A 24,012-nucleotide genomic window follows, 5' to 3' on the forward strand; every position below is an offset into this window, starting at 1 on the left:
GATGCACCACGGCGAAGACCTCATCGTCCTCGGCGTCCTGTTCGTCGTCGCCTACGTCCTCGGCCGGCTGGGGAGGACGATCGGGCTCCCGGCCATCCCGATCTACATGGTCGTCGGGCTCCTCGCGAGCCCGAACTTCCACCTCTTCCCGCTCGACTTCGAGTCGAGCTACATCGAGCTGACCGCGGTCTTCGGGCTGATCCTGCTGCTGTTCAATCTCGGCCTGGAGTTCGACCAGGACGAGTTCTTCGGGAACGCCGGCCGTCTGATCCTCTCCGGCGGCTCCTACATCGCGGTCAACATGGCCGTCGGCCTCGGCTTCGGCTTCGCGCTGGGCTGGGGAAGCCGCGAGGCGCTGATCATCGCCGGCATCACGGCGACGAGCTCGAGCGCGATCGTCACCAAGCTGCTGATCGAGCTCAAGCGCCTGGCGAACCCCGAGACGCCGATGATCCTGGGCGTCACGGTCGTCGAGGACATCTTCATCGCGGTCTACCTGGCGATCGTGTCCGTCGTGCTCTCGGGCGAGACGGAGCCGTGGCCGGTGGTGCTCAAGCTCGTCATCGCGTTCGCGTTCCTCGTGGTGATGTTCGCGATCGCCCGCTGGGGCGGGAAGGTCGTCTCCCGCTTCTTCCGCACTCGCGACGACGAGCTGTTCACGATCCTGTTCTTCGGTCTCGCCATCCTGTTCGGCGGCATCGGCGAGGTCCTCGGAGTGACGGACGCCATCGGCGCGTTCCTGATCGGACTGGTCATCGGAGCGACGCGGTTCCGGTCGAGGGTCGAGCACATCGCGATCCCGCTGCGCGACGTGTTCGGAGCCTTCTTCTTCGTCAACTTCGGTCTCGGGCTGGATCCCGGCGCGTTCCCGAGCGTCGTGGTCCCGGTGCTGATCGCCGCGGTGATGACCATCGTCCTCAACCTCGGCGCGGGGCAGTTCGTCGCGTGGCTCAACAAGCTCGGACCGCGCGCGGGCCTGAACGCGGCGTTCATCCTGCACAACCGCGGCGAGTTCGCGCTCATCCTGGCGACGCTCTCGCTCTCGGCGGGGCTCGACGAGCGGATCCAGCCCTTCGCCGGCCTCTACGTGCTGATCATGGCGATCGTCGGGCCGATCCTCGCCTCGCGCTCCGAGAGCATCGGCGCGTTCCTCTCGCGGCGGCGGCACCGCCCGGCACCCGCAGCGGCCACGGCCATGGACGAGGAGGACTTCGCGCTCGTGGAGGCGGCGATGGCCGCGCCCGCCGTCTCCGCGGAGGAGGCCCCCGCTCCTCCGAGGCGCCCCGCGGAGCCGGACGAGCTCGACGACGAGTTCCCCGATCCGATGCGCCAGGCGCTCATCGACCAGGCGATGCAGCAGTCCGACGGCGCCGACGACGCCCGGCCCCGCCGCCCGAGGGAGCCCGACTACTGATCCCACGGAGCTCCCACACTCACGGGTTAGGCTCGATCCGGCCCGCGGGACACCGCACGGATCGAGGGCGGACGAGGGACGAATGACGCAGAGCACGGTCGGGCAGGTGGCCCGGCGCCCGCGCTGGATCGCCGCGCTGGCGCTCGCACTCCTGATCGCCGGGCTCTTCGCCGCGCTCGGGCAGTGGCAGGTCGGCCGCGCGGTCGAAGCCGCCGCGCCCGACTCCGGAGTGTCGGAGACGACGCTCCCGCTCGCCGAGGTCGCGACCCCCTCCCGCTCGATCACGGCGACCGCCGACGGACAGCGCGTGGAGGGCTCGTCCGTCTTCGTGCCGGGCGGTGCCGAGATCCTCGGCGGCCGCCTGAACGGCGAGCAGCCGGGCTGGTGGGTCATCGCCCGCACCCGCACCGCCGACGCCGACCTGGTGCTCGCCTACGGCTGGACGCAGGACGAAACGCAGGCGCAGTCCGTCGCGGACGCGCTCAACAGCGGGAGCGAGCAGGCGCCCTCCTCCTTCACCGGCCGCCTCGTGGCCAACGAGGCCGCGGAGGCGCCGGCGGAGGGCCTGGACCCCGCCACCCTCACCGCTCTCTCCGTCCCCGCGCTGATCAACCGCTGGCCGGACCCGCCGCAGGACGTCTACCAGGGCTACGTCGTCGTCGACGAGCCGGTCGCCGGACTCGGGGCCATCGACTCCCCGGCGCGCGTGAGCGACGTCTCGCTGAACTGGCTCAACGTCTTCTACGCGATCGAGTGGGTCGTCTTCGCCGGCTTCGCCCTCTACCTCTGGTTCCGCCTCGTCAAGGACGCGTGGGAGCGCGAGGCCGAGGAGGCGCTCGACGCCGAGGAGCGCGCCCGCGCCGACCTGGGCGACCGGGCCGAGGCCCCCGCCCCCGCACCGTAAACTGGTCGTCATGCCCCTCGAGCCCAAGCCCGCGCAGTTCCCTGCGATCCGGAGCGCGCTGCGCTTCTACCGGGTGACCTCGATCATCACCGGCGTGATGCTGCTCCTGCTCTGCGCGGAGATGCTCCTCAAGTACGTCTTCCACCTCGAGCTGTTCGCCTTCGGCCAGCAGGGCGTCCTGCACTTCGCCCCGATGTACGAGGTGCCCGGAGGCGAGTTCAGGTCGAGCGGCACCGGCGCGAACCTGTCCACCGGCATCCTGATCGCGCACGGCTGGTTCTACGTCGTCTACCTCTTCGCCGACTTCCGCCTGTGGAGCCTCATGCGCTGGCCGTTCACGCGCTTCGTGCTCATCGCGCTCGGCGGCGTGGTGCCCACCCTCTCCTTCTTCGTCGAGACCCGCATCGCCCGCGAGGTCGAGCAGTACCTCGAGCGCCGGACCGCCGGCACCGACCCGAAGACCCCGACCGACTCCGTGGAGGCCCCCCATTAGCGAGCAGCCCACCGCTCCCCAGCCGCACCTGGCCGCGCAGCCCGTCCTCGTCGTCGACTTCGGCGCGCAGTACGCGCAGCTGATCGCCCGCCGGGTCCGCGAGGCGAACGTCTACTCCGAGATCGTGCCCTCCAACGCCACGGCCGCCGAGATCGCCGCGAAGTCGCCCGTCGGCATCATCCTCTCGGGCGGCCCCTCCAGCGTGTACGAGGAGGGCGCCCCGCAGCTCGACCCCGCGATCTTCGACCTCGGGGTCCCGGTCCTGGGCATCTGCTACGGCTTCCAGGTGATGGCGAAGACGCTCGGCGGCGAGGTCGCCAACACGGGGCTGCGCGAGTACGGAGCGACGGACGCCGCCCTCTCGACCGACGGTGGCGTGCTCCTCGGCGAGCAGCCCGCCGACCAGACGGTGTGGATGAGCCACGGCGACTCGGTCGCACAGGCGCCCGAGGGCTTCGAGGTCCTCGCCTCCACGAGCTCCACCCCGGTCGCCGCCTTCGGCAACGACGAGCGCCGCCTCTACGGCGTGCAGTGGCACCCCGAGGTCAAGCACTCCGCCTACGGCCAGGCCGTCATCGAGAACTTCCTCCACCGCGCCGCGGGCATCCCGGCCGACTGGAACTCCTCCAACGTGATCGACGACCAGGTCGCCGTGATCCGCGAGCAGGTCGGCACCGGACGCGTCATCTGCGGCCTGTCCGGCGGAGTCGACTCCGCCGTCGCCGCTGCGATCGTGCACCGTGCCATCGGCGACCAGCTCACCTGCGTCTTCGTCGACCACGGACTCCTCCGCAAGGACGAGCGCCGCCAGGTCGAGGAGGACTACGTCGCCGCGACCGGCGTCCGCCTGGTCACCGTCGACGCGCGCGAGCAGTTCCTCGACGCGCTCGCCGGCGTCAGCGACCCGGAGCAGAAGCGCAAGATCATCGGCCGCGAGTTCATCCGCACCTTCGAGGCCGCCGCCGAAGCGCTCGTGCTCGAAGCGCAGGGCGAGGGCGAGACGATCGACTTCCTCGTCCAGGGCACGCTCTACCCCGACGTCGTCGAATCCGGCGGCGGCACCGGCACCGCCAACATCAAGTCCCACCACAACGTGGGCGGACTCCCCGAGGACCTGCAGTTCGCGCTCGTCGAGCCGCTCCGCACCCTCTTCAAGGACGAGGTCCGCGCGATCGGCCGCGAGCTCGGCCTGCCCGAGGTCATCGTCGGCCGCCAGCCCTTCCCCGGACCCGGCCTCGGCATCCGCATCGTCGGCGAGGTCACCCAGGAGCGGCTCGACCTGCTCCAGGACGCCGACGCCATCGTCCGCGCCGAGCTCACCGCCGCCGGCCTCGACACCGAGATCTGGCAGTGCCCCGTCGTCCTCCTCGCCGACGTCCGCTCCGTCGGAGTCCAGGGCGACGGCCGCACCTACGGCCACCCCATCGTCCTGCGCCCCGTCTCCTCGGAAGACGCGATGACCGCCGACTGGACCCGCCTGCCCTACGACCTCCTCGCCAGAATCTCCAACCGCATCACCAACGAGGTGAGCGGCGTGAACCGGGTGGTGCTGGATGTGACGTCCAAGCCCCCCGGCACCATCGAGTGGGAGTGATTCCGCGGGTCTCCGCACGGTCATCTGCGGCGTTGTCGGCGGTTGCGATACCTCCGGTATCGCGCCCTTCTCCGCCTTGCAGCTGACCGCGCGGAGACCCGCGGAACGTCAGGAACGGCTCCCTTCGAGGGGGCCGTTTCTTGTTAAGGGGAGAGTGTGTGGGAACGAGCCCCTGCGGGGCCGTTCCCGGGTGCAGGTAGAGGGGAACGAGCCCCTGCGGGGCCGTTCCCGGGATGCAGGTCGGGGAACGAGCTCAGGTGGCTGTTCAGGGAACGGGTGGCCGCGGTTCGGCCGGGGGATCGGCCGGGGGATCGGTCGGGGTTGACCGGTGCCTGGCGAGGCGTTCCGAGTGGCGGTCAGCGGGACGAGGCCCTGCGGGGACGTTCCTGGGGTGCCGGCGGAGAAGCGAGCTCCTGCCGAGTGGTCGGGGAACGCGGGTCGGCGCTGGTCCGGGGGCCGAGGTGCAGGCGGCAGGCGCGCGAGCGCGGGTCAGGCGGGGGTGTCGAGCACGCCGATGAAGCGGGTGCCGATGCCGTCGTACTCGTCGCGGCGGTGGCCCTCGGGGTGGTGCGGCCAGGAGGCGGGGGAGTGGTCCTCGCAGACGAGGAACGTGAACTCGGGCCACCACTTCTTCGGGCGGGCGGCCTCGGAGCGGCCGCAGACGGCGCAGTTCAGGGTCACCCACACGGGACGCCTGCCGGTGCGGTTCGCGCGCGACTGGACGAGCCAGGCGGGCGGATCCTGCTCGAGGGCGGCGAGCTCCTCCTCCGACAGACGGGTGGGGATGCCGTGCCGCGTCGCCATCTCGAGGGGGATGTCGAGGCGCTGAGCGGCCTCGCGACGCGTGATCATCCGGCCACCCTAACCCAGCGCCGCACGCGGACCCCGAGGCCGCAGCGACGCGCGCGCGAGGAGCCACTCCAGCGGGCCCTGCCCCACGAGCCGCCTCCAGAGGAGAGCGGCGACGATCGAGCCGACCACGAAGACGCCGAGCAGCGCCCAGCTGCGCCACGCCTCGAAGTCGAACGGCTCGTACGGGACCAGATACACCGCCAGCGCCACGAGCTGCAGCGAGTAGATCGTCAGCGGCATCGCACCGACGGCCGCGATCGGAGTCGCCGCCCGCGCCAGGAGCGGCAGCCGCTGCAGAAGAGCCGTCAGCGCGCCGAGGACGACGCAGGCGACCCCGCCCGCCCCGAGCAGCTCGGCAGTGGTGCTGGCGTGCGCCTCCACCGCCTCCGGACCCCCGAGCAGCAGCCCGCCGCCGTAGCCGAGCACGGCCGAGACGGCGCCGCCGACGACGACCCAGCGCTGGGTGGTCGCGGACCGGATGTCGCAGCGCGCGATCAGGAGGCCGAGGACCACGTACGCCAGCCACGACGGCACCGGGTAGTACTGGGTGAGCCAGATGAGGGGCTGCGCGGCCAGGAGCGCCTCGTCGGGCGACAGGGTCGGGAGCCAGGAGCCGCCGGCGCTCGTCAGCGCGTCGACCGCGAGGGGCCCGGCGATCGCCGCGACCGCGACCAGCAGGGCGAGGACCGCCCGCGGCAGGAAGAGCAGCAGCGCCGCGACGAGGAACATCACCCCGTAGTGCGGCAGGATCACCGCGATCGGCGTCCCGAGCAGGGTGAGGGCGACGCCGATGACGAGCAGGTACAGCCCGCGGAGCAGGATCGATCCAGTGTCCTGCCAGGGCCGCGAGGAGCGCTGTGCGCCGCCCGTCATCAGCCCGATCGACACTCCCGCCAGCACGGCGAAGAGGACGGAGCTGCGGCCGTTCCAGAGCATCTCGCTCTCGACGGGGGCGAGGTGGGCGGCGAACATGCCGAGGACGGCCAGGCCGCGTGCGACGTCGAGGCCGACGATCCGGGAGTCTGCGGCGCTCATCCCTCCATCGTGCCAGGCGCTCCCGGCAGTGCACCGGGAACGGCGCTGGGGCCGGGAACGACGACGGGCGCCCGACCGGGAGGTCGAGCGCCCGTCGGGCGTGGTGCGCCGTGCTACTCGCGGAAGATCGCGACGAGGCGCAGGATCTCCAGGTACATCCAGACGACGGTGACCAGGATGCCGTAGGCGCCGGTCCAGCCGTAGATGCGGGGGAGGCGGTTGCGCACGCCCTGCTGGATGAACTCGAAGTCCATCACGAGCGAGTACGTGGCGAGCGCGACGGCGATGAGGCCGATCACGATGCCGATGAAGCCGGTGCGGAGACCGAAGCCGCCGCCGACGCCGAAGAGGCCGAGGCCCAGGTTCACCAGCGAGAACACCGCGTAGCTGATCATGCCGATGAAGAAGATCTTGTTGAGCTTCGGCGAGGTGCGGATCTTGCCGTTCATGAACAGCGCCAGGGTGACGCCGATCACGATGACGGTCGCCATGAGGGCCTGGACGACCGCTCCGGCGTACGCGCTCTCGAAGAACTTCGAGATCGCGCCGACCGCGATGCCCTGGGTCGCGGCGTAGCCGAGGATCAGGGCGGGCGACGGCTGCTTCTTGAACGCGTTGACGATGCCCAGCACCAGCGCGACGAGCACGGCGGGGAGCATCAGGCCCGGGACGAACCAGCCGACGGCCGCACCCGCGAGGAGCACGACGAAGGCGAGGGCGGTCTTGGCGAGGGTGTCCTCGACGGTCATCCGGTCGGTCTCGACGGAGCCGGCGGCCGGACGGGAGTACATCTGGTCGAGCGTGCCGGGGGAGACGTCCGGGAGGTCCTGCACGCGGCCGGCGTAGCCGCGGTTGCTGAACTCCGGGCGTCCGAAGGCCGGATTGTTGCTTGCCATGGTTCCTCTTCTCTCAGGTGCGCTGGTCTCCGAGGGAACTCGCGGATCTGAGTCGCTGTGGGTGCGGGGTGCGCCGCGGATCCGAGAGGACTGCGACGATGGACACCACCTTATCTGAGAGCACCTCTCAGAGTCTGGCTGTTCTCTTCGAGCGGACCTCGACTCCGCTGCGAGCCGTGCAGAGCCGCCCGTAGGATCGCGGCATGCCCGCGCGCCAGTCACCGCTCGTCATCGGCCACCGCGGAGCGAGCGGCTACCGACCGGAGCACACCCGCTCCGCCTACGAGCTGGCGATCGCGCTGGGCGCCGATGCGCTCGAGCCCGATCTGGTGGCGACCCGCGACGGCGTGCTCGTCCTCCGCCACGAGAACGAGATCTCCGGCACGACGGACGTCGAGAAGCGCCCGGAGTTCGCTGCGCGCCGCACCACCAAGCGGATCGACGGCCGCGAGATCACCGGCTGGTTCACCGAGGACTTCACCTGGGACGAGCTGTCGGAGCTGCGGGCCCGCGAGCGGCTGCCGGCGGTGCGCGGCTCCAGCGCCACGTTCGACGGGCAGTTCCCGCTGCTGCGCTTCAGCGAGCTGCTGGCGCTGCTGGACCGGGCGGCGGAGGACGATCCGCTCGCTCCGCCGGGGCTCGTCGCCGAGATCAAGCACGCGACGTACTTCGCCGGGATCGGGCTGCCGCTGGACGTGCTGCTGCGCGAGGAGCTCGCCGCCGCGGGCTGGGGTCCGCGCGACCCGCGGCTCACGATCGAGAGCTTCGAGAAGACCGTTCTGGAGCGGCTCGCGGTGAGCGGAGTCGGCACCCGCCGGATCTACCTGCTCGAGTCGCGGGGCGCCCCGCCCGACCTCGTGGCCGCCCACGGCGCCGCCGCGGCCCCCTACTCCGCCTTCACCACGCCGGCGGGACTGCGGAACCTCGCCGGAGTCGTCGACGGGATCAGCGTCGACAAGAGCATGCTCTTCTCGCGGGACGCGGCCGGCCGGGCGACGGGGACCGGTCCGCTCGTCGAGGACGCCCACGCGGCCGGGCTCGAGGTCTACTGCTGGACGCTGCGCGCCGAGAACCGATTCCTCGAGAAGGTGCACCGCCGCGGGAAGGACCCGGCGGAGTACGGCGGCTGGCAGGAGGAGTTCGCGATGATCCTCCGCTCGGGAGTGGACGGCGTCTTCGCCGACCAGCCCGATCTGGCGATCGAGGCGCGGGCGGCCGAGCAGGAGCGTCTGCTCCGCGGCTGAACCCGGATCGTGATCGGGCGCTCCTCCGGCGCGTGCCGAGCGGACGCGGAGGCTGCGCTGGCATCATCGGCTCACCACCGCCCGCCCGACCCTCGAGAGGAGGCCCCGTGTCCACCCGAGAGCGCATCACCCGCCGCTGGATCACCACCGCCGTCCTCGCCGTGATCGGCGTCGCCGTCGTCTACTGGCTCGCCGTGCTCACCCCGCAGGGCCAGGGGGTCGAGAACTCGGGGCTCCGGGGCGCCGACCTCGTCTTCGGCCGCGCCACCGGCGCCGCCGCGGGGGCGCTCGCGGACGTCACCCCGCTCTCCATGGTCGTCGGCGCCCTGCTCGTCGCGGCGATCGCACTGATCCGGAGGCGCCCGGCGCTCGCCGTCGCCTCCGTCGGCTCGATCGTCGTCACGGCCGGGCTCACCCAGCTGCTCAAGAACGTGGTCCTCGAGCGGCCCGAGCTGGTCGACACCGACTCCTGGTACACCGGCGGCAGCTTCCCGAGCGGGCACACCGCGGCGGCCGTCTCGGTGGTCTTCGCCCTGGCGATGGTCGTGCCCGGGCGGGCGCGGACCGTCGTGCTCGCGCTGGGCGGCGCAGTCGTGGTGCTGGTCGGCAACCTGACGATGGCCGCGTCCTGGCACCGGGCGAGCGACGTCCTCGGGGCCGACCTCGTCGCGCTCGCCTCCGCCTCCGCCGCCTGCGCGTGGCTGACCACCAGGGCCCAGGTGGGCCGAGCGCCGAAGAGGCCCGCGCGGCGCGGGGTGAACCGGCTGCTCCTGGTGTGCTCGGTGATCGTGGTGGTGCTGCTCGCGGCTCTCGCCGTCCAGGGCATCCAGTACTACCCCGACGACACGAAGGACCTCACCGCCTTCGCGCTCCTGCAGCTCCTGGCGGTGTCGACGTCGGCGCTCGCCGTGCTCGGCTTCTCCCTCGCGTGGCGCGGACTGGACGTCGGTGGGGCGCTCACCTCGCCCGCGCCGCGTCAGCGGACCGCCTGACCGCTCCCGGTGTCGGAGGGGCGATCTACACTCGGAGGGACATGAGCTTCCTCTTCGATCCGAGCGACTCCCGCGCCACCCCGGTCATCGTCGGTCCCCCCGGCGGCCCCGGGGACGCGCCCCGCACCGACCCGGCGCACGAGCAGCTCGTCGCGGGGCTGAACCCCCAGCAGCGCGAGGCGGTCGAGTACCGCGGAGACGCGCTGCTCATCGTCGCGGGTGCGGGCTCGGGCAAGACCAGCGTCCTCACCCGGCGCATCGCGAGCCTCCTGGGCAACGGCGAGGCCTGGCCGAGCCAGATCCTCGCGATCACGTTCACCAACAAGGCCGCGGCCGAGATGCGCGAGCGCGTCGAGAAGCTGGTGGGGCAGAGCGCCGAGGGGATGTGGATCTCGACGTTCCACTCCGCGTGCGTGCGGATCCTGCGCCGCGAGGCCGAGAACTTCGGCATGACCAAGTCGTTCACGATCTACGACTCGGGCGATCAGCGCGCCCTGCTCAAGCGCATCGTGAAGGACCTCGAGGCCGACTCGCTCGGGATCACCGTCGCGAGCGCCTCCGCGAAGATCTCCAAGCTCAAGAACGAGCTCGCCGACGTCGACTCCTACGCCCGCACCGCGAACCTCAGCGACCCGAACGAGGAGATGTTCCTCCAGGTCTTCCGGGCCTACTCGCGGGCGCTCGAGGGGGCGAACGCGTTCGACTTCGACGACCTGATCGCGCAGACCGTCTACCTCTTCCGCGCTTTCCCGCACGTCGCCGCGAAGTACCAGCGGCGCTTCCGCCACGTGCTGGTCGACGAGTACCAGGACACGAACCACGCCCAGTACTCGCTGATCCACGAGCTGACCCGGCCCGTGCCGCCGGCGACGATGGCGGCGGCGCAGTTCGACCGCCCCTACCGCGGACCGGTCACGGCCGACGGCTCCATCCCGGGGGCCTCGCTCACCGTCGTCGGCGATTCGGACCAGTCCATCTACGCGTTCCGCGGCGCCGACATCCGCAACATCGTCGAGTTCGAGCGCGACTTCCCGGGCTGCCGCGTGATCCTGCTCGAGCAGAACTACCGCTCGACGCAGAACATCCTCTCGGCGGCCAACGCCGTCATCTCGAACAACTTCGACCGTCGCGCGAAGAACCTCTGGTCCTCCAGCGGCGACGGGGAGAAGATCGTCGGCTACACCGGGTACTCGGGTCACGACGAGGCGCAGTTCGTGGTCGACGAGATCGCCCGCCTGCACGCGGCGGGCACGGGCTACGACGAGATCGCGGTCTTCTACCGCACCAACGCGCAGACCCGCGCGCTGGAGGAGATCTTCATCCGCTCCGCGCTGCCCTACCGGATCCTGGGCGGCACGAAGTTCTACGAGCGCGCCGAGATCAAGGACGCCCTGGCGTACCTGATCACGGTGGCGAACCCGGCCGACGTGCTGGCGCTGCGGCGCATCATGAACACTCCGAAGCGGGGCATCGGCCCCGCGACGGAGGCGCAGCTGCAGTCGTTCGCCGACACCAACGCGGTGACCCTGCGCGAGGCGATGCGCAACGCCGGCTCACTCGGGATGGGCCCGAAGGTGACGAAGGCGATCGTCGACCTCGCGACCCTCCTCGACGAGTGCGCGCTGATGCTCGACCCCGCACGGGAGGGCGGCGAGGCGAAGGTGCACGAGGTGCTGACGGCGCTCCTCACCCGCAGCGGCTACCTCGACATGCTCCGCGCCAGCCGCGACCCGCAGGACGAGGCCCGCGCCGAGAACGTCGACGAGCTCATCGCCGTCACCAAGGAGTTCGCGCGCAACAACCCGGACGGCGGGCTCGTGGACTTCCTCACCGAGGTCTCGCTGGTCGCCGCGGCCGACGACCTCGACGACGACTCCGGCACCGTCTCGCTGATGACGCTGCACACGGCGAAGGGCCTCGAGTACGACGCCGTGTTCCTCACCGGCATCGAGGAGGACCTGCTCCCGCACCGCATCTCGGCGAACGAGCCCGGCGGCCCGGCCGAGGAGCGGCGGCTGTTCTACGTGGGGATCACCCGGGCCCGCAAGCGCCTCTACCTCTCGCTCGCGATGACCCGCGCGCAGTACGGCGAGACGTCGGTCGCGATGCCGAGCCGTTTCCTGCAGGAGATCCCGGGAGAGCTGATCCAGTGGCGCCAGTCGCCCGGCGCGGCGACCTCGCGCGGCGGCACGCAGCCCCGGGCCCTGAACGCTCAGCGGCCCGGCTTCGGCAAGTCGCGATCGAACACCGAATTCCGGGAGGCGCTCGCCGCGGCGCCGAAGGCCAAGGGCGAGTTCCCGAACCGGATCACCGGCATGGTGCGCGACAACGGCGACCTCGAGCTGATCGCAGGCGACCGCATCCGGCACACCGACTTCGGTGAGGGGCGCGTGAACGCGGTGACGGGCGAGGGCTCGAAGCGCGTCGCGCACGTGCTCTTCGACCAGGTGGGCGCGAAGAAGCTGCTGATCAAGGTCGCGCCGATCGAGAAGATCTAGTCCGGTGGCGGCCGGATCGGCGGCCGCGCGGCTCGCGACGGAGGTGTTCTCCCCGGCGGTCCTCGCGGTGCTCGTGCCGGTCGTGGTCGGCGCGCGCGTCGCGGATCCGCCCCTGCTCGGCGTCGCCTGGGGAGCGCTCGCGGCGCTCTTCGTCGGCGTGGTGCCCTACCTCGTCATCCGCCTGCTGATGCGCACCGGCCGGATCCACGGCGACCATCACGTGCCCGACCGGCGCGAGCGGGCGCTGCCGATCGCGCTGGCGCTGGTGTCGATCGCGGCCGGCCTGGTACTGCTCGCCGTGCTCGGCGCTCCTGCCGCGGTGACCACGTTCGGCGTGGTGACGGTGGCCGTGGTGCTCGCCGTCGGCGTGGTCAACCTGGTCTGGAAGCTGTCCGGGCACGCGGCGGTGGTCGCCACCTGCGCCGTCGTCGTGCTGATCGCCTACGGACCGCTCTCCCTGCTGATCAGCGTGCCCATCGTCCTCTGGGTGCTCTGGTCGCGGGTGCGCCTCGGCGCGCACACCCCCGCCCAGGTCCTCGCGGGCGCCGCCGTCGGCACCGTCCTCGCCGGGACCGTCTGGTCCCTGCTCGGCTGACGTCCGTCCCTTCCCGTGTGCCCTCTGGTCGCCTTCCGCGAGATTCCACTCGAGTGGGAGGCACGCCGTGGCGGGCTCACCCGAGTGGCATCTCGCGAAAGGGGTCAGCCGGCGTAGCGCGCGACGAGCTCCCGCTTGAGGATCTTGCCGCTGGGCCCGAGCGGGAGGGCGTCGACGAACTCGACGCGGCGGGGGAACTTGAAGGCGGCGAGATGCTCGTTCGCGTAGGCGATCAGCTCCTCCGCGGTGGCGGTCGCCGACGGGGCGAGGATCACCGCGGCCATCACCTCCTGGCCGTGGCGCTCGTCCGGGATCCCGAAGACCGCCGCGTTCTGCACGGCCGGGTGCCCGATCAGCACCTCCTCGACCTCGCGCGGGTACACGTTGTAGCCGTTGCGGATGATCATGTCCTTCGTGCGGTCGAGGATGCGGATGTAGTCCTCCTCGTCCTTCGTGCCCAGGTCGCCGGTGCGGAACCAGCCGTCGATCACCGCCTCCGCGGTCGCCGCCGGGTTGCCGAGGTACCCCTTCATCAGGTTGTGCCCGCGCACCACGATCTCGCCGAGCTCGCCCCGGGGGAGCAGCTCGACTCGGTCGGTCACGTCGGGGCGGGCGACCTCGACCTCGACGCCCCAGATCGGCGTGCCGACCGTGCCCGGCCGCGGCGGGACTCCGACGTGGTTGAAGGTGGCGACCGGGGAGGTCTCGGTGAGCCCGTAGCCCTCGTAGATCTCGACGCCGAACACCTCGCGGAAGCGCTCGATCACGGCGACGGGCAGGGCAGCGCCTCCCGAGACCGCGTAGCGCAGCGGCGGCCGGTCCTCGCGCCGGGTCGCGGCGTCGAGCAGGGCGACGTACATCGTGGGCACGCCCTCGAAGACCGTGCAGCCGTGGGCGATCATCGCCTCGAGCGCGGCGTCGCCGTCGAACTTCGGCACCAGGACGACCGTCGCGGCGGTGCGGAAGGCCGTGTTCATCGCGCAGACCTGCCCGAAGGTGTGGAAGAGCGGCAGCGCCCCGAGCACCACGTCGCCGCGGTGCAGGTCGAACGTGTTCATCAGCAGCACGTCCGACTGCGAGACGATCGCGAAGTGCGTCCCCTCCGCCCCCTTCGGGCGGCCGGTGGTGCCGCTGGTGTAGAGGATCGTCGCCGTGTCGGAGGGGGAGCGGGGCACGTAGCCGTCGATCGGGGTCGCCTCCGCGGCGAGGTCCTCCAGGCGCGGAAGGGGCGAGCCGGAGCCGTCGGGTACCATCACGCTCAGCACGGGGACGCCGGCGAGGTCCGCTCCGGCGGCCCCCTCGGCGAGCAGCGGAGCGGCGCACACGAGCGCGACGGCTCCGGAGTCGCGCAGGACGTAGGCGATCTCGTCGTGCTTGAGCAGGGCGTGCACCGGGACCACCACGGCGCCGAGCGCGAGGACAGCGAAGTAGCCGCGGGGGAAGTCGGGGACGTTCGGGACGAGCAGGGCCACGCGGTCGCCCGGTCCGATCCCCTGGGCGCGCAGGGCTCCGGCGTAGGCACGGGTCTGCCGCCAGAGGGTCGCGTAGTCGACGGCCTGCTCGCCGACGCGGATGGCGATCGTGTCAGGGGTGCGCCGCGCCGCCTCCGCCAGGATGGCCGCGACGGAGAGGGTGCCGAAGCCGGCGGCGGGCGGGGGAGCGGCGGGGGCCTCGGCCGTGCGGGGTTCGGTGATGCTCATCAAGGCTCCAGTCGTCGTTGACCGCCGCGGCGGATGCCGGGTGCTTCACCGTAGATCCGCCGGGCGGCCGCGTCGAGCGATCCGCATCGGATGTTCAGCACGGACGGGCGGGGAGTGCGCATCTCGGCGCCGAGCGGAAGGGGGTGCGGGAGGCGCGGGCGGCTGCCTACAGTCGGACTGCTGCGGCCCGGTCCCGCGGGTCGGACGACGGGAGGCGCGATGCGCGGCGAGGCGACGCTCTACACGGATGCGGTGGTGACGGCTCCGTTCGCCCTCGCGGTGATCGCAGAGGCGACCGGCTCGCGAGTGGTCGGCGCGCGGACCGCGGACGCGCACGTCCCGCTCTACAGCGGTCCGACGAGCGCGCGGGTCGAGATCGCGGGGTTCGGCGACAGCGTGCCGGTCACCGTCGACGTGCGCGACGAGCGCGGGATCGACGAGGCGCGCGCGGCCGCGCAGGCGCTCGGGCTGGAGCTCGCCGCCTACGCGGGCTGGGAGGTCGTGGCCGGCTTCTGAGCGTCGCGTCGGACCCGGGCGAGGTAGTAGCGGCTGGGCGCCGTCCTCACGATCGCGGGAAGCAGGCGGTAGACGGCGAAGGTGCGCGAGAGCGCCCGCTCGAACCGCGCCTCCTGCCGTGCGGTCCAGTGGAAGCCGAAGGGCTCGCGGAGCGCCGCCGGGAGCAGACCGGCGGTGATCAGGCGGAGGTAGGGGCCGAGCGGGCGCAGGTACCAGGCGGCGATGCTCGGGCCCAGCAGGTCGTGGGCGACCCGGCGGGCCGCGGGCGTGACCTCGAGGCGCTCCAGCTCCCGCTCCCAGTAGGCGTCGAATGCGGTGCGGGAGTCGGGCCAGAGGTCCGCGGGCATCTGCAGGGCCGCGCCGACGACGACGGAGCGGCGCACGATGTCGTCCGCCTCCTCCTCGCTCAGCGCACCGAAGGCGCCCTCGTAGAGCTGCAGCATCGACTGGGTGAGCGTCGCCGCGACCCAGCGCTGCAGCTCCGGGTCGAAGGCCGTGTAGCCGGGGCCGCGCACGGGCACGTGCGCCCTGTTCACGCGGCGGCGGACGGCGCGCACGTCCTCGGGAGTGCCGTAGTGCAGGACGTAGAGGTAGGAGAGCGTCCCGTGCAGGCGGTTCACGGCCCGGTGCACGAAGTCGGAGTGGTCGGCGACGCCCTGCCCGACCGCCGGGTGCGCGATCTGGAGGAGGATCGCGCGCGCGCCCGCCAGCAGGAACACGCCCTCGCGGAAGACGTCCGGGGTGCGGGAGGCCGACGACATGGCTCCACGCTACGCGGGAGCGGCCGGCGGAGGAGGAGCCGGTGCCCCCGGCGGGCGTCCGGCGGGCGCGGAGCGACCGCACGGGAAGCCCCCGGCGGGTGCGGAGTAGACTCGGCGCGGCCCAGGGACAGTGCCGAGACTCCGGCGTCGTCCGGGCCACCTCGAACTCGAAACGCAAGCGCGCTCGGCGCGGAATGGGAATGCAGCGTGGATCTCTTCGAATACCAGGCCCGTGATCTGTTCGAGAAGTACGGCGTCCCCGTGCTCCCGGGCATCGTCGCCGACACGCCGGAGGAGGTGCGCGCCGCGGCGGAGAAGCTGGGCGGCGTCACCGTCGTCAAGGCGCAGGTCAAGATCGGCGGCCGCGGCAAGGCGGGCGGCGTGAAGGTCGCGAAGACCCCCGAGGACGCTTTCGCCGCGGCGCAGTCGATCCTCGGCCTCGACATCAAGGGCCACGTCGTCAAGCGCGTCATGGTCGCCGGCGGTGCGCGCATCGACCGCGAGTTCTACTTCTCGGTGCTGCTGGACCGGGCCAACCGCTCCTACCTCTCGCTCACCTCCTACGAGGGCGGCATGGAGATCGAGCAGCTCGCCGTCGAGCGCCCCGACGCCCTCGCGCGCGTCGAGGTCGTCCCCGGCCAGGGCATCGACCAGGCCAAGGCCGAGGAGATCGCCCGCGCGGCGAAGTTCCCGGAGGAGCTGATCGCCAAGGTCGCGCCCGTCCTGGTGAAGCTCTACGACGTCTACACCGGCGAGGACGCCACGCTCGTCGAGGTGAACCCGCTCGTGCTCACCGAGGAGGGCGACATCGTCGCGCTCGACGGCAAGGTCTCGCTCGACGAGAACGCCGGCTTCCGCCACGCGGACCACGCCGCGCTCGAGGACAAGGACGCCGCCGACCCGCTCGAGGCGAAGGCCAAGGAGAACGACCTCAACTACGTGAAGCTCGACGGCGAGGTCGGCATCATCGGCAACGGCGCGGGCCTGGTCATGTCGACCCTCGACGTCGTCGCCTACGCCGGAGAGAGGCACAACGGCGTGAAGCCGGCCAACTTCCTCGACATCGGCGGCGGAGCCTCCGCCCAGGTGATGGCGAACGGCCTCGACGTCATCCTCGGCGACGAGCAGGTCAAGAGCGTCTTCGTCAACGTCTTCGGCGGCATCACCGCGTGCGACGCGGTCGCCAACGGCATCCTCCAGGCGCTCGAGATCCTCGGCGACTCGGCCACGAAGCCGCTCGTCGTCCGCCTCGACGGCAACAAGGTCGAGGAGGGCCGCGCGATCCTCCAGGCCGCCGCCAACCCGCTCATCACGCTCGCCGCGACCATGGACGAGGGCGCCGACAAGGCCGCCGAACTCGCCGCCGCGTAACGGACCCGACGACTCAAGGAATCAGAGAACAAGCATGTCGATCTTCCTCACCAAGGACTCCAAGGTCATCGTCCAGGGCATCACCGGCGGCGAGGGCACCAAGCACACCGCGCTGATGCTCAAGGCCGGCACGAACGTGGTCGGCGGCGTCAACGCCCGCAAGGCCGGCACGACCGTCACCCACGGCGACGTCGAGCTCCCCGTCTTCGGCACCGTGAAGGAGGCGATGGAGGCCACCGGCGCCGACGTCTCCATCGCGTTCGTGCCGCCCGCCTTCTCGAAGGACGCCGTCATCGAGGCGATCGACGCCGAGATCGGCCTCCTCGTCGTCATCACCGAGGGCATCCCGGTGCAGGACTCCGCGGAGTTCTGGGCGTACGCGCAGGAGAAGGGGAACAAGACCCGCATCATCGGCCCCAACTGCCCCGGCATCATCACGCCGGGCGAGTCGCTCGTGGGCATCACCCCCGCGACGATCACCGGCAAGGGCCCGATCGGCCTCGTCTCGAAGTCGGGCACCCTGACCTACCAGATGATGTACGAGCTGCGCGACCTGGGCTTCTCGACCGCCATCGGCATCGGCGGCGACCCGATCATCGGCACGACCCACATCGACGCGCTCGCCGCGTTCGAGGCCGACCCCGAGACGAAGGCGATCGTGATGATCGGCGAGATCGGCGGCGACGCCGAGGAGCGCGCCGCGGACTTCATCAAGGCGAACGTCACGAAGCCCGTCGTCGGCTACGTCGCGGGCTTCACCGCCCCCGAGGGCAAGACGATGGGCCACGCCGGCGCCATCGTCTCCGGCTCGGCCGGCACCGCGCAGGCCAAGAAGGAGGCCCTCGAGGCCGCGGGCGTGAAGGTCGGCAAGACGCCGTCCGAGACGGCCGCCCTGCTCCGCGAGGTCTACGCGGCGCTCTAGCGCCCGTCCTCCCCGCACCACCGTCGGAACGGACGGTGCCCCTGCTCCGGCGGGCGGCGCCGTCCGTTCCGTCGTCGGGGCGGGCCTGGCCGGAGTAGCGTCGCAGCGTGACCCGCCGCCTCGGACTCGACCTGCTGACCTTCGTGCCGTACCCGGAGGGCCCCGAGCAGCCCGGCGACGCCGCGCGGAGCCTCGAGGACGGGCTGGCCCTGCTCGAGCTCGCCGAGGAGCTCGGCTACGGCACCGGCTGGGTCCGCGTGCGGCACTTCGAGCGCTACCTCGCGTCTCCGATGACCTTCTTCGCGGCCGCCTCCCAGCGGACCCGCCGCCTCCGCCTCGGGACCGCGGTCATCGGCGCCCGCTACGAGTCGCCCGTGCGCCTCGCCGAGGACGCCGCGACCGTGGACCTGCTCTCGGGCGGACGCCTCGACCTCGGCGTCAGCAGCGGCTTCGCGCATCTCGCCTCCGTCTTCGACGGGGTGTTCGGGCAGGCCGAGCGCGACTTCCGCGAGGAGGCGCAGGAGCGCATCGCGCGACTCCGCGAGGCGCTCTCGGGCGCCGTGCTCGGCGTCGCGGAGTCGGCCCTGATGTCGGTCCCGGTCGGCGCTCCGCTCGTCCAGCAGCCGCACGCGCCCGGCCTCGCCGACCGGCTCTGGTACGGGGCGGGAACGGTGTCCTCCGCGGTCCGGGCGGGCGAGCAGGGCATGCACCTGCAGGTGTCCACGCTCAACACGGAGGAGACGGGCCTGCCGTTCGCCGAGCAGCAGGCGGTGCAGATCCGCGCCTACCGCGAGGCTTTCGCCGCCGCGCACCCGGGGCGCACGTCGAGGGTGACGGCGGGCCGGATCGTGCTGCCGCTGCTCGACGCCGCCGACGAGGAGGCGCACCGCCCCTTCATCGAGGGCTACCTCGCGCGGATGGACGACGACGGCCGCCCCCGCACGGCCGACCGGTCGATCATCGCCGCCCCGATGCGCTTCAGCCCCCTCCACGTCGGGAGCCCGGAGCGGATCGTCGCATCGCTCGCCGCGGATCCGGCGCTCGCGGAGGCGGACGCGCTCACGGTGACGCTCCCGGCGGTCGGCGGGGTGGAGTCGCACCGGCGCATCCTGCGCGCCGTCGCCGAGCGCATCGCCCCGCAGCTGGGCTGGACTCCCGGCGCTTGAGGATCAGCGCCGCGCGAGCAGTGCCCGGACGGGCCGCTGCAGCAGGAGCAGGAGCAGCCACCAGAGCCCGACCGACGGGACAAGCAGCGCCAGCGCCAGTGCGACGAGGAGCAGCGCGAAGGGCAGCAGGGCGGGCGCGAGCGGCAGGGGCCCTGCGCCGGGCCGCCTGAGCTCCGGGTGCCGGGAGAGGCGCAGCTCGATCAGGACCAGCGCCCCGCTCATCGCGGCCATCGTGCCGATGTAGAGCCCGATCGTCGCCCGGGAGTCCGGGAACAGCGCCAGCGCGCTCGTCGAGAACGGGAAGAACGCCAGCGCGGCCAGCCAGAGCAGGTCCAGCCACACCAGGGCGCCGTCGTAGTCCCCGGCGATCTCGAAGACGCGGTGGTGGGGGATCCAGAAGACGGCGATGACCGCGAAGGAGAGCGCGAAGGCGAGGACCGAGTCCAGGTGCTCCGCGAGCAGCGCCGGGACTCCGCCGCCCTCCCGGGCGACCTCGGGAGCCAGCTGCACCAGCGGCAGGACGAGGACGGTGATGGCGATGGCGGCGGTCGCGTCCGAGAAGTTGACGAGCCGGTCGAGCCCGCGCTCCGTCCGGCGGTGGGCCGCTCGTCCTCCGGGGCGACCGCGGTGCACCAGGCGCTCGATCGGACCCGAGAGCAGGAGCAGCAGGAGCGCGAACATGTTGACGGCCGGCACGGCGACGGCGAGCACGAGGGCCGCGAGGAGGACGCTGATCACGATCAGCGACCTCGAGAGGGAGCGCCGCGGTTCCGCCCCCGGGGCCAGGAGATCCGGGTCGCGGCGCACGATGAGCTGCATCGCGAGGGTCGCCGCGCTCGCCGCGATCATCGTGCCGATGTAGAGCGCGATGACGCTGCCGTCGGTGTCGAGCACGTTCGAGATCAGGTTCGCCGCGAAGGGGAGCAGGACGACCGCGGCCAGCCAGACGAAGTTCGCGACGACGAGCGCGGGCGAGTACCGGGCCACGCCCTCGAAGACGGAGTGGTGGACCGCCCACAGCCGTCCGATCACGGCGAACGTGATGAAGAAGGCGGAGAGGGTGCCGTAGTGCCCGGTGAGGAGGGACCCCAGATCGGCCGCGCGGCCCTCCTCGACCACGTCGACCAGGGGGAGGACGAGGAACGTGATGGCGATGGCGACGACGGCGTCGGAGAAGTTCACGAGGCGGTCCAGGCCGCGCTCCGTCCGTGCGTCCGAGGTCCCCGTCATGGCTCCGACACTAGAGGGCCGGGCGGCGCGCCCCTGACCCGCCTCCGAGCGCGCCGCCGCTAGGCTCGTCAGGCCCATGAACCGGATCACCGTCGCCCTCCTCGCCGCCTTCGACGCCGCGCTGTCGGCGCTGATCGGGATCGCGATCCCGCTCGTCCCGCTGACCGTCCTCTGGGCCGTGCAGTACGACACGACGGTCGACTTCGGCGTGTTCTGGCGGGTCGCCGCCGACGCCTGGCTGCTCGGCCACGGGGCCGACCTGCAGGCGGCGCTGGCCCCCGACTCCGCCCTCGCCGTGGCGCTGCCCGGAGGCGCGGACGCCTTCCCGGTGACGATCGCTCCGCTGGCGTTCGCACTCCTCACCGTGCTGCTCGGCGCGCGCACCGGCCGCCGCGCCCAGGAGTCGCCGTTCCGGGCCATCGGCGTCCTCGTCGCGATCGCGACCTACCTGGCGATCGCGCTCCTGGTCTCGCTCGGATCCGCGGACCCGGCCGCCACCGTCGATCCCCTGCAGGGGACGCTGCTGCCGCCGCTCGTCTTCGCGCTGGGGGTGCTCGTCGGAGCAGCGCTCCACTCCGCCCGCAGCGACGAGGCCGACCCCCTCGGCGAGCTGGCCGCCTCCGCGCTCGACCGCGTCCCCGCGCCGGGGCCCGGGCTCGTCCTCGCGTCGCTGCGCGGGGGAGCGCTCGCCGCGGCCGGCGTGGTCGGAGTCGCGGCGGTGCTCGTCGCCGTGCTGCTGGTCGTGCACTACACCTCGGTCGTCGCGCTCTACGAGAGCCTCGGCGCCGAGGCGCTCGGCGGCCTGGCCCTCACTCTCGGACAGCTCGCGTTCCTCCCGAACCTGGTGATCTGGGCGGCGAGCTGGCTGATCGGCCCGGGCTTCGCCCTCGGCACCGGCTCCTCCGTGAGCGCGGCCGGAACGCTGCTCGGACCGATCCCGTCGATCCCGGTCCTCGCCGCACTGCCCGCAGGGGACTCGGCCTTCGGCTTCCTCGGGCTGCTCGTGCCGCTGCTCGCCGGGTTCGCCGCGGGATGGCGGCTGCGGCGCGGCGTGATCGAGGCGCTCGATGGACGCTCGCTGCTGCGCTGGGGCGCCACCGCGGCCGGCGGGATCGGCGTGGTCGGCGGCCTGCTGCTCGGGCTCCTCGCCTGGTTCTCGGCGGGCGCCGCCGGGCCCGGGCGGCTCGCCCAGGTGGGCCCGGACCCGCTCGTCGTCGGGGCGGTCGCCGCCCTCGAGCTCGCGCTGGCCGCGGGCCTGGGCCTCGCCGCGGGTCGCAGCCGACGCGGCTGACGCCGGCGGAGGCGTCCCCCTAGACTTGCGCAGTGCTGAAGTTGGTCGTGCTCCTCTCCGGCGGCGGATCGAACCTCCGCGCCCTGCTGGACGCCACCGGCGACGAGGGCTTCCCCGCCCGCATTGTCGCGGTCGGCAGCGACACCGACGCCGAGGGCTTCCGCCACGCCGAGGAGCGCGGAGTCCCCGCCTTCACGGTCGCGCCGCGCGACTTCTCCTCCCGCGACGAGTGGGGCGCCGCCCTGCTCGGGCGCATCCAGGAGTGGGAGCCCGACCTCGTCGTCTGCGCGGGCTTCATGCGCATCCTGCCGCCCGTGGTGGTGGACGCGCTCAGCCCGCGGATGATCAACACGCATCCCGCCCTGCTGCCCCTCTTCCCCGGCGCCCACGCCGTCCGCGACGCCCTCGCCGCCGGCGCGACCGAGACCGGCGTCACCGTGCACGTGATCGACACCGGCGTCGACACGGGACCCGTCATCGCCCAGGAGAGCCTCGCCGTGCTCCCCGGCGAGAGCGAGGACGCGCTGCACGAGCGCATCAAGACCATCGAGCGTCGCCTGCTGGTGCAGACGGTGCTCGACATCGCCCACGGAACCGTCGACCTCGAGGAGCTCGCCCGCGCATGAGCATCACCGCCCACGACCCCAGCAGCTACGACGACCGCGACCGGGTACCCGTCCGCCGGGCGCTGATCTCGGTCAGCGACAAGACCGGCCTGCTCGAGCTCGGAGCGGCGCTCGCCGCGGCCGGCGTCGAGCTCGTCTCCACCGGCTCGACCGCAGCGACCCTCCGCGGCGCCGGCCACGACGTCACCGACGTCTCGGCCGTCACCGGGTTCCCGGAGTCGCTCGACGGCCGCGTGAAGACGCTGCACCCGGCCGTGCACGCGGGCATCCTCGCCGACCTGAGGCTCGCCTCGCACCGCGAGCAGCTGGAGCAGCTCGACATCGCCGCGTTCGAGCTGGTCGTGGTGAACCTGTACCCGTTCCGCGAGACCGTCGCCGGCGGCGCCGACCCGGCGACCGTGGTCGAGAACATCGACATCGGGGGCCCGGCCCTCGTCCGCGCCTCCGCGAAGAACCACGCCAACGTCGCGATCGTCGTCGACCCGGCCGACTACTCCGGGATCGCGACCGCCCTCGCCGACGGCGGCACGACGCTCGCCGCGCGCCGCACCCTGGCGGCCCGCGCCTTCGCGCACACCGCCTCCTACGACTCCGCCGTCGCCGCCTGGTTCGCCGGGCAGGAGGCGGCCGAGGGCGTCGAGGGCTCGGTCGAGATCCGCGGGACCCTGCAGCAGGTCCTCCGCTACGGCGAGAACTCGCACCAGAAGGCGGCCCTCTACGTCTCTCCCGACGGCACCGGAATCGCGCAGGCGACGCAGCTGCACGGCAAGGAGATGTCCTACAACAACTACGTCGACGCCGACGCGGCCGTCCGCGCGGCCTACGACTTCGTGCTCCCTGCCGTCGCGATCATCAAGCACGCGAACCCGTGCGGCATCGCGATCGCGAGCTCGAAGGCGATCGACCCCATCGCCTCCGCCCACCGCCGCGCCCACGAGTGCGACCCGGTGTCGGCCTTCGGCGGCGTCATCGCCGCGAACCGGCCCGTCACCCTCGCCATGGCCGAGACGGTGAAGGAGATCTTCACCGAGGTGCTCGTCGCCCCCGGCTTCGAGCCCGAGGCGCTCGAGGTGCTGAAGACCAAGAAGAACCTGCGCCTGCTGCAGCTCCCCGACTTCTACGCCCCCGTCGAGCGCGAGTTCAAGCAGATCTCCGGCGGCCTGCTGCTGCAGGAGCCGGACCGCTTCATCGGCGGCCCCGGCGAGGTCAGCTCCGGCTGGCAGCTCGTCGCCGGCGAGCCCGCCGACGCCGACACGATGCTCGACCTCGAGTTCGCATGGAAGGCCTGCCGCGCCGTCAAGTCGAACGCGATCCTCCTCGCCAAGGGCGGCGCCTCCGTCGGCGTCGGCATGGGCCAGGTCAACCGCGTCGACTCCTGCCACCTCGCCGTCACCCGCGCCGGCGACCGCGCCCCCGGCTCCGTCGCCGCCTCCGACGCGTTCTTCCCCTTCGCCGACGGCCTCGAGGTGCTCCTCGCCGCCGGCGTGAAGGCCGTCGTCCAGCCCGGCGGCTCCGTCCGCGACGCCGAGGTCATCGACGCGGCCGCTCGCGCCGGCGTCACGATGTACACGACGGGGGAGCGGCACTTCTTCCACTGAGTGACGGGCGCTCCGCGCCCGTCACTCGGTGGAAGAAGTGGTGTTCGATCTCCCCGCCGCTCCCTGCGCGGCGGGGCGCGGTCGGCTTGGCGATGTGGTGCGTTCCGTAGAGCGGGGTGCGTCGCCGGTCGCGGGAATCGCTTGGCACGCGATTCCCGCTGAACCGGCTCTGCCTTGCGGTGCTCGTCTTCCCCGCCGCTCCCTGCGCGGCGGGGCGCGGTCGGCTTGGCGATGTGGTGCGTTCCGTAGAGCGGGGTGCGTCGCCGGTCGCGGGAATCGCTTGGCACGCGATTCCCGCTGAACCGGCTCTGCCG

At 72.3% G+C, this 24,012-nt stretch carries 21 protein-coding genes; 15 read left to right on the forward strand and 6 right to left on the reverse strand.

Annotation, left to right across the window (positions count from 1 at the left end; genetic code table 11):
* Position 1 precedes the first annotated feature (1 nt).
* From C5C49_RS12105 to guaA, 4 genes are all read left to right on the forward strand, one after another.
* Positions 2-1,414: a cation:proton antiporter gene (locus tag C5C49_RS12105; RefSeq protein WP_104234167.1), complete on the forward strand. Its 1,413-nt coding sequence runs from the start codon at positions 2-4 to the stop codon at positions 1,412-1,414.
* An 82-nt stretch (positions 1,415-1,496) separates the two neighbouring features.
* Positions 1,497-2,318, forward strand: a complete 822-nt coding sequence (locus C5C49_RS12110; RefSeq protein WP_104238461.1) for an SURF1 family cytochrome oxidase biogenesis protein — start codon at positions 1,497-1,499, stop codon at positions 2,316-2,318.
* Positions 2,319-2,328: 10 nt separating this feature from the next.
* Positions 2,329-2,811 (forward strand): DUF3817 domain-containing protein, encoded by a 483-nt coding sequence (locus C5C49_RS12115; protein ID WP_104256110.1) that lies wholly within the window; start codon positions 2,329-2,331, stop codon positions 2,809-2,811.
* 28 nt (positions 2,812-2,839) lie between these two features.
* Positions 2,840-4,405: a glutamine-hydrolyzing GMP synthase gene (guaA, locus tag C5C49_RS12120; RefSeq protein WP_104227304.1), complete on the forward strand. Its 1,566-nt coding sequence runs from the start codon at positions 2,840-2,842 to the stop codon at positions 4,403-4,405.
* 489 nt (positions 4,406-4,894) lie between these two features.
* Here the strand turns inward: guaA and C5C49_RS12125 are convergent, their stop codons facing one another.
* The 3 genes from C5C49_RS12125 to C5C49_RS12135 form a co-directional block, all read right to left on the reverse strand.
* Positions 4,895-5,257: a DUF5997 family protein gene (locus C5C49_RS12125; protein ID WP_104346250.1), complete on the reverse strand. Its 363-nt coding sequence runs from the start codon at positions 5,255-5,257 to the stop codon at positions 4,895-4,897.
* 9 nt (positions 5,258-5,266) lie between these two features.
* Positions 5,267-6,292 carry a DUF418 domain-containing protein gene (locus tag C5C49_RS12130; protein ID WP_104346251.1) on the reverse strand — a complete coding sequence of 342 codons (1,026 nt, stop codon included), beginning with the start codon at positions 6,290-6,292 and terminating at the stop codon, positions 5,267-5,269.
* 113 nt (positions 6,293-6,405) lie between these two features.
* Positions 6,406-7,188: a Bax inhibitor-1/YccA family protein gene (locus C5C49_RS12135; RefSeq protein ID WP_104224741.1), complete on the reverse strand. Its 783-nt coding sequence runs from the start codon at positions 7,186-7,188 to the stop codon at positions 6,406-6,408.
* A gap of 203 nt (positions 7,189-7,391) precedes the next feature.
* On the opposite strand from C5C49_RS12135, the gene C5C49_RS12140 reads away from it, so the two are divergent.
* The 4 genes from C5C49_RS12140 (at position 7,392) to C5C49_RS12155 (ending at position 12,517) form a co-directional block, all read left to right on the forward strand.
* Positions 7,392-8,432: a glycerophosphodiester phosphodiesterase family protein gene (locus tag C5C49_RS12140; protein ID WP_104256113.1), complete on the forward strand. Its 1,041-nt coding sequence runs from the start codon at positions 7,392-7,394 to the stop codon at positions 8,430-8,432.
* 107 nt (positions 8,433-8,539) lie between these two features.
* Positions 8,540-9,424: a phosphatase PAP2 family protein gene (locus tag C5C49_RS12145; protein ID WP_104224743.1), complete on the forward strand. Its 885-nt coding sequence runs from the start codon at positions 8,540-8,542 to the stop codon at positions 9,422-9,424.
* 41 nt (positions 9,425-9,465) lie between these two features.
* Positions 9,466-11,922 carry an ATP-dependent helicase gene (locus tag C5C49_RS12150; RefSeq protein WP_104261607.1) on the forward strand — a complete coding sequence of 819 codons (2,457 nt, stop codon included), beginning with the start codon at positions 9,466-9,468 and terminating at the stop codon, positions 11,920-11,922.
* A 4-nt stretch (positions 11,923-11,926) separates the two neighbouring features.
* A complete protein-coding gene (locus C5C49_RS12155; RefSeq protein WP_104227299.1) occupies positions 11,927-12,517 on the forward strand; it encodes a phosphatase PAP2 family protein in 591 nt (196 codons plus the stop codon).
* Positions 12,518-12,621: 104 nt separating this feature from the next.
* Here the strand turns inward: C5C49_RS12155 and C5C49_RS12160 are convergent, their stop codons facing one another.
* The gene (locus tag C5C49_RS12160) at positions 12,622-14,217 is read right to left on the reverse strand and encodes a long-chain fatty acid--CoA ligase (protein ID WP_104346252.1); all 1,596 of its coding nucleotides are present in this window, start codon (positions 14,215-14,217) and stop codon (positions 12,622-12,624) included.
* Positions 14,218-14,436: 219 nt separating this feature from the next.
* Between C5C49_RS12160 and C5C49_RS12165 the strand changes: the two genes are divergently transcribed.
* Positions 14,437-14,733: a hypothetical protein gene (locus C5C49_RS12165; protein WP_104224926.1), complete on the forward strand. Its 297-nt coding sequence runs from the start codon at positions 14,437-14,439 to the stop codon at positions 14,731-14,733.
* Here the strand turns inward: C5C49_RS12165 and C5C49_RS12170 are convergent.
* Positions 14,700-15,494 carry an oxygenase MpaB family protein gene (locus C5C49_RS12170; RefSeq protein WP_104292886.1) on the reverse strand — a complete coding sequence of 265 codons (795 nt, stop codon included), beginning with the start codon at positions 15,492-15,494 and terminating at the stop codon, positions 14,700-14,702. The two genes, C5C49_RS12165 and C5C49_RS12170, sit on opposite strands and share 34 nt — an antisense overlap.
* Positions 15,495-15,701: 207 nt before the next feature.
* Here C5C49_RS12170 and sucC point away from each other — a divergent pair, with 207 nt between their 5' ends.
* The 3 genes from sucC to C5C49_RS12185 all read left to right on the forward strand — a co-directional run bounded on the left by sucC (position 15,702) and on the right by C5C49_RS12185 (position 18,953).
* Positions 15,702-16,865 (forward strand): ADP-forming succinate--CoA ligase subunit beta, encoded by a 1,164-nt coding sequence (gene sucC / locus C5C49_RS12175; RefSeq protein ID WP_104224928.1) that lies wholly within the window; start codon positions 15,702-15,704, stop codon positions 16,863-16,865.
* A 34-nt stretch (positions 16,866-16,899) separates the two neighbouring features.
* On the forward strand, positions 16,900-17,787 hold the full coding sequence (gene sucD, locus C5C49_RS12180; protein WP_104224929.1) for a succinate--CoA ligase subunit alpha: 888 nt from the start codon (positions 16,900-16,902) through the stop codon (positions 17,785-17,787).
* A 107-nt stretch (positions 17,788-17,894) separates the two neighbouring features.
* The gene (locus tag C5C49_RS12185; RefSeq protein ID WP_104346253.1) at positions 17,895-18,953 is read left to right on the forward strand and encodes an LLM class flavin-dependent oxidoreductase; all 1,059 of its coding nucleotides are present in this window, start codon (positions 17,895-17,897) and stop codon (positions 18,951-18,953) included.
* Between the two features lie 3 nt (positions 18,954-18,956).
* Here the strand turns inward: C5C49_RS12185 and C5C49_RS12190 are convergent, their stop codons facing one another.
* Complete coding sequence (locus tag C5C49_RS12190) at positions 18,957-20,183, reverse strand: TMEM175 family protein (RefSeq protein WP_181067853.1); 1,227 nt, start codon at positions 20,181-20,183, stop codon at positions 18,957-18,959.
* 76 nt (positions 20,184-20,259) lie between these two features.
* Between C5C49_RS12190 and C5C49_RS12195 the strand changes: the two genes are divergently transcribed.
* From C5C49_RS12195 to purH, 3 genes are read left to right on the forward strand one after another with little or no spacing between them, the layout of a single operon-like run.
* Entirely contained in the window at positions 20,260-21,474 is a 1,215-nt protein-coding gene (locus tag C5C49_RS12195) for a DUF6350 family protein (protein WP_104346254.1), read from the forward strand.
* 32 nt (positions 21,475-21,506) lie between these two features.
* Entirely contained in the window at positions 21,507-22,100 is a 594-nt protein-coding gene (gene purN, locus C5C49_RS12200; protein WP_104319591.1) for a phosphoribosylglycinamide formyltransferase, read from the forward strand.
* The gene (purH, locus tag C5C49_RS12205; RefSeq protein WP_104346255.1) at positions 22,097-23,698 is read left to right on the forward strand and encodes a bifunctional phosphoribosylaminoimidazolecarboxamide formyltransferase/IMP cyclohydrolase; all 1,602 of its coding nucleotides are present in this window, start codon (positions 22,097-22,099) and stop codon (positions 23,696-23,698) included. The genes purN and purH overlap by 4 nt, the downstream gene beginning before the upstream one ends.
* Positions 23,699-24,012: the final 314 nt, after the last annotated feature.

It is taken from the genome of Rathayibacter sp. AY1E2 (genome assembly GCF_002932325.1).
GTDB lineage: Bacteria > Actinomycetota > Actinomycetes > Actinomycetales > Microbacteriaceae > Rathayibacter.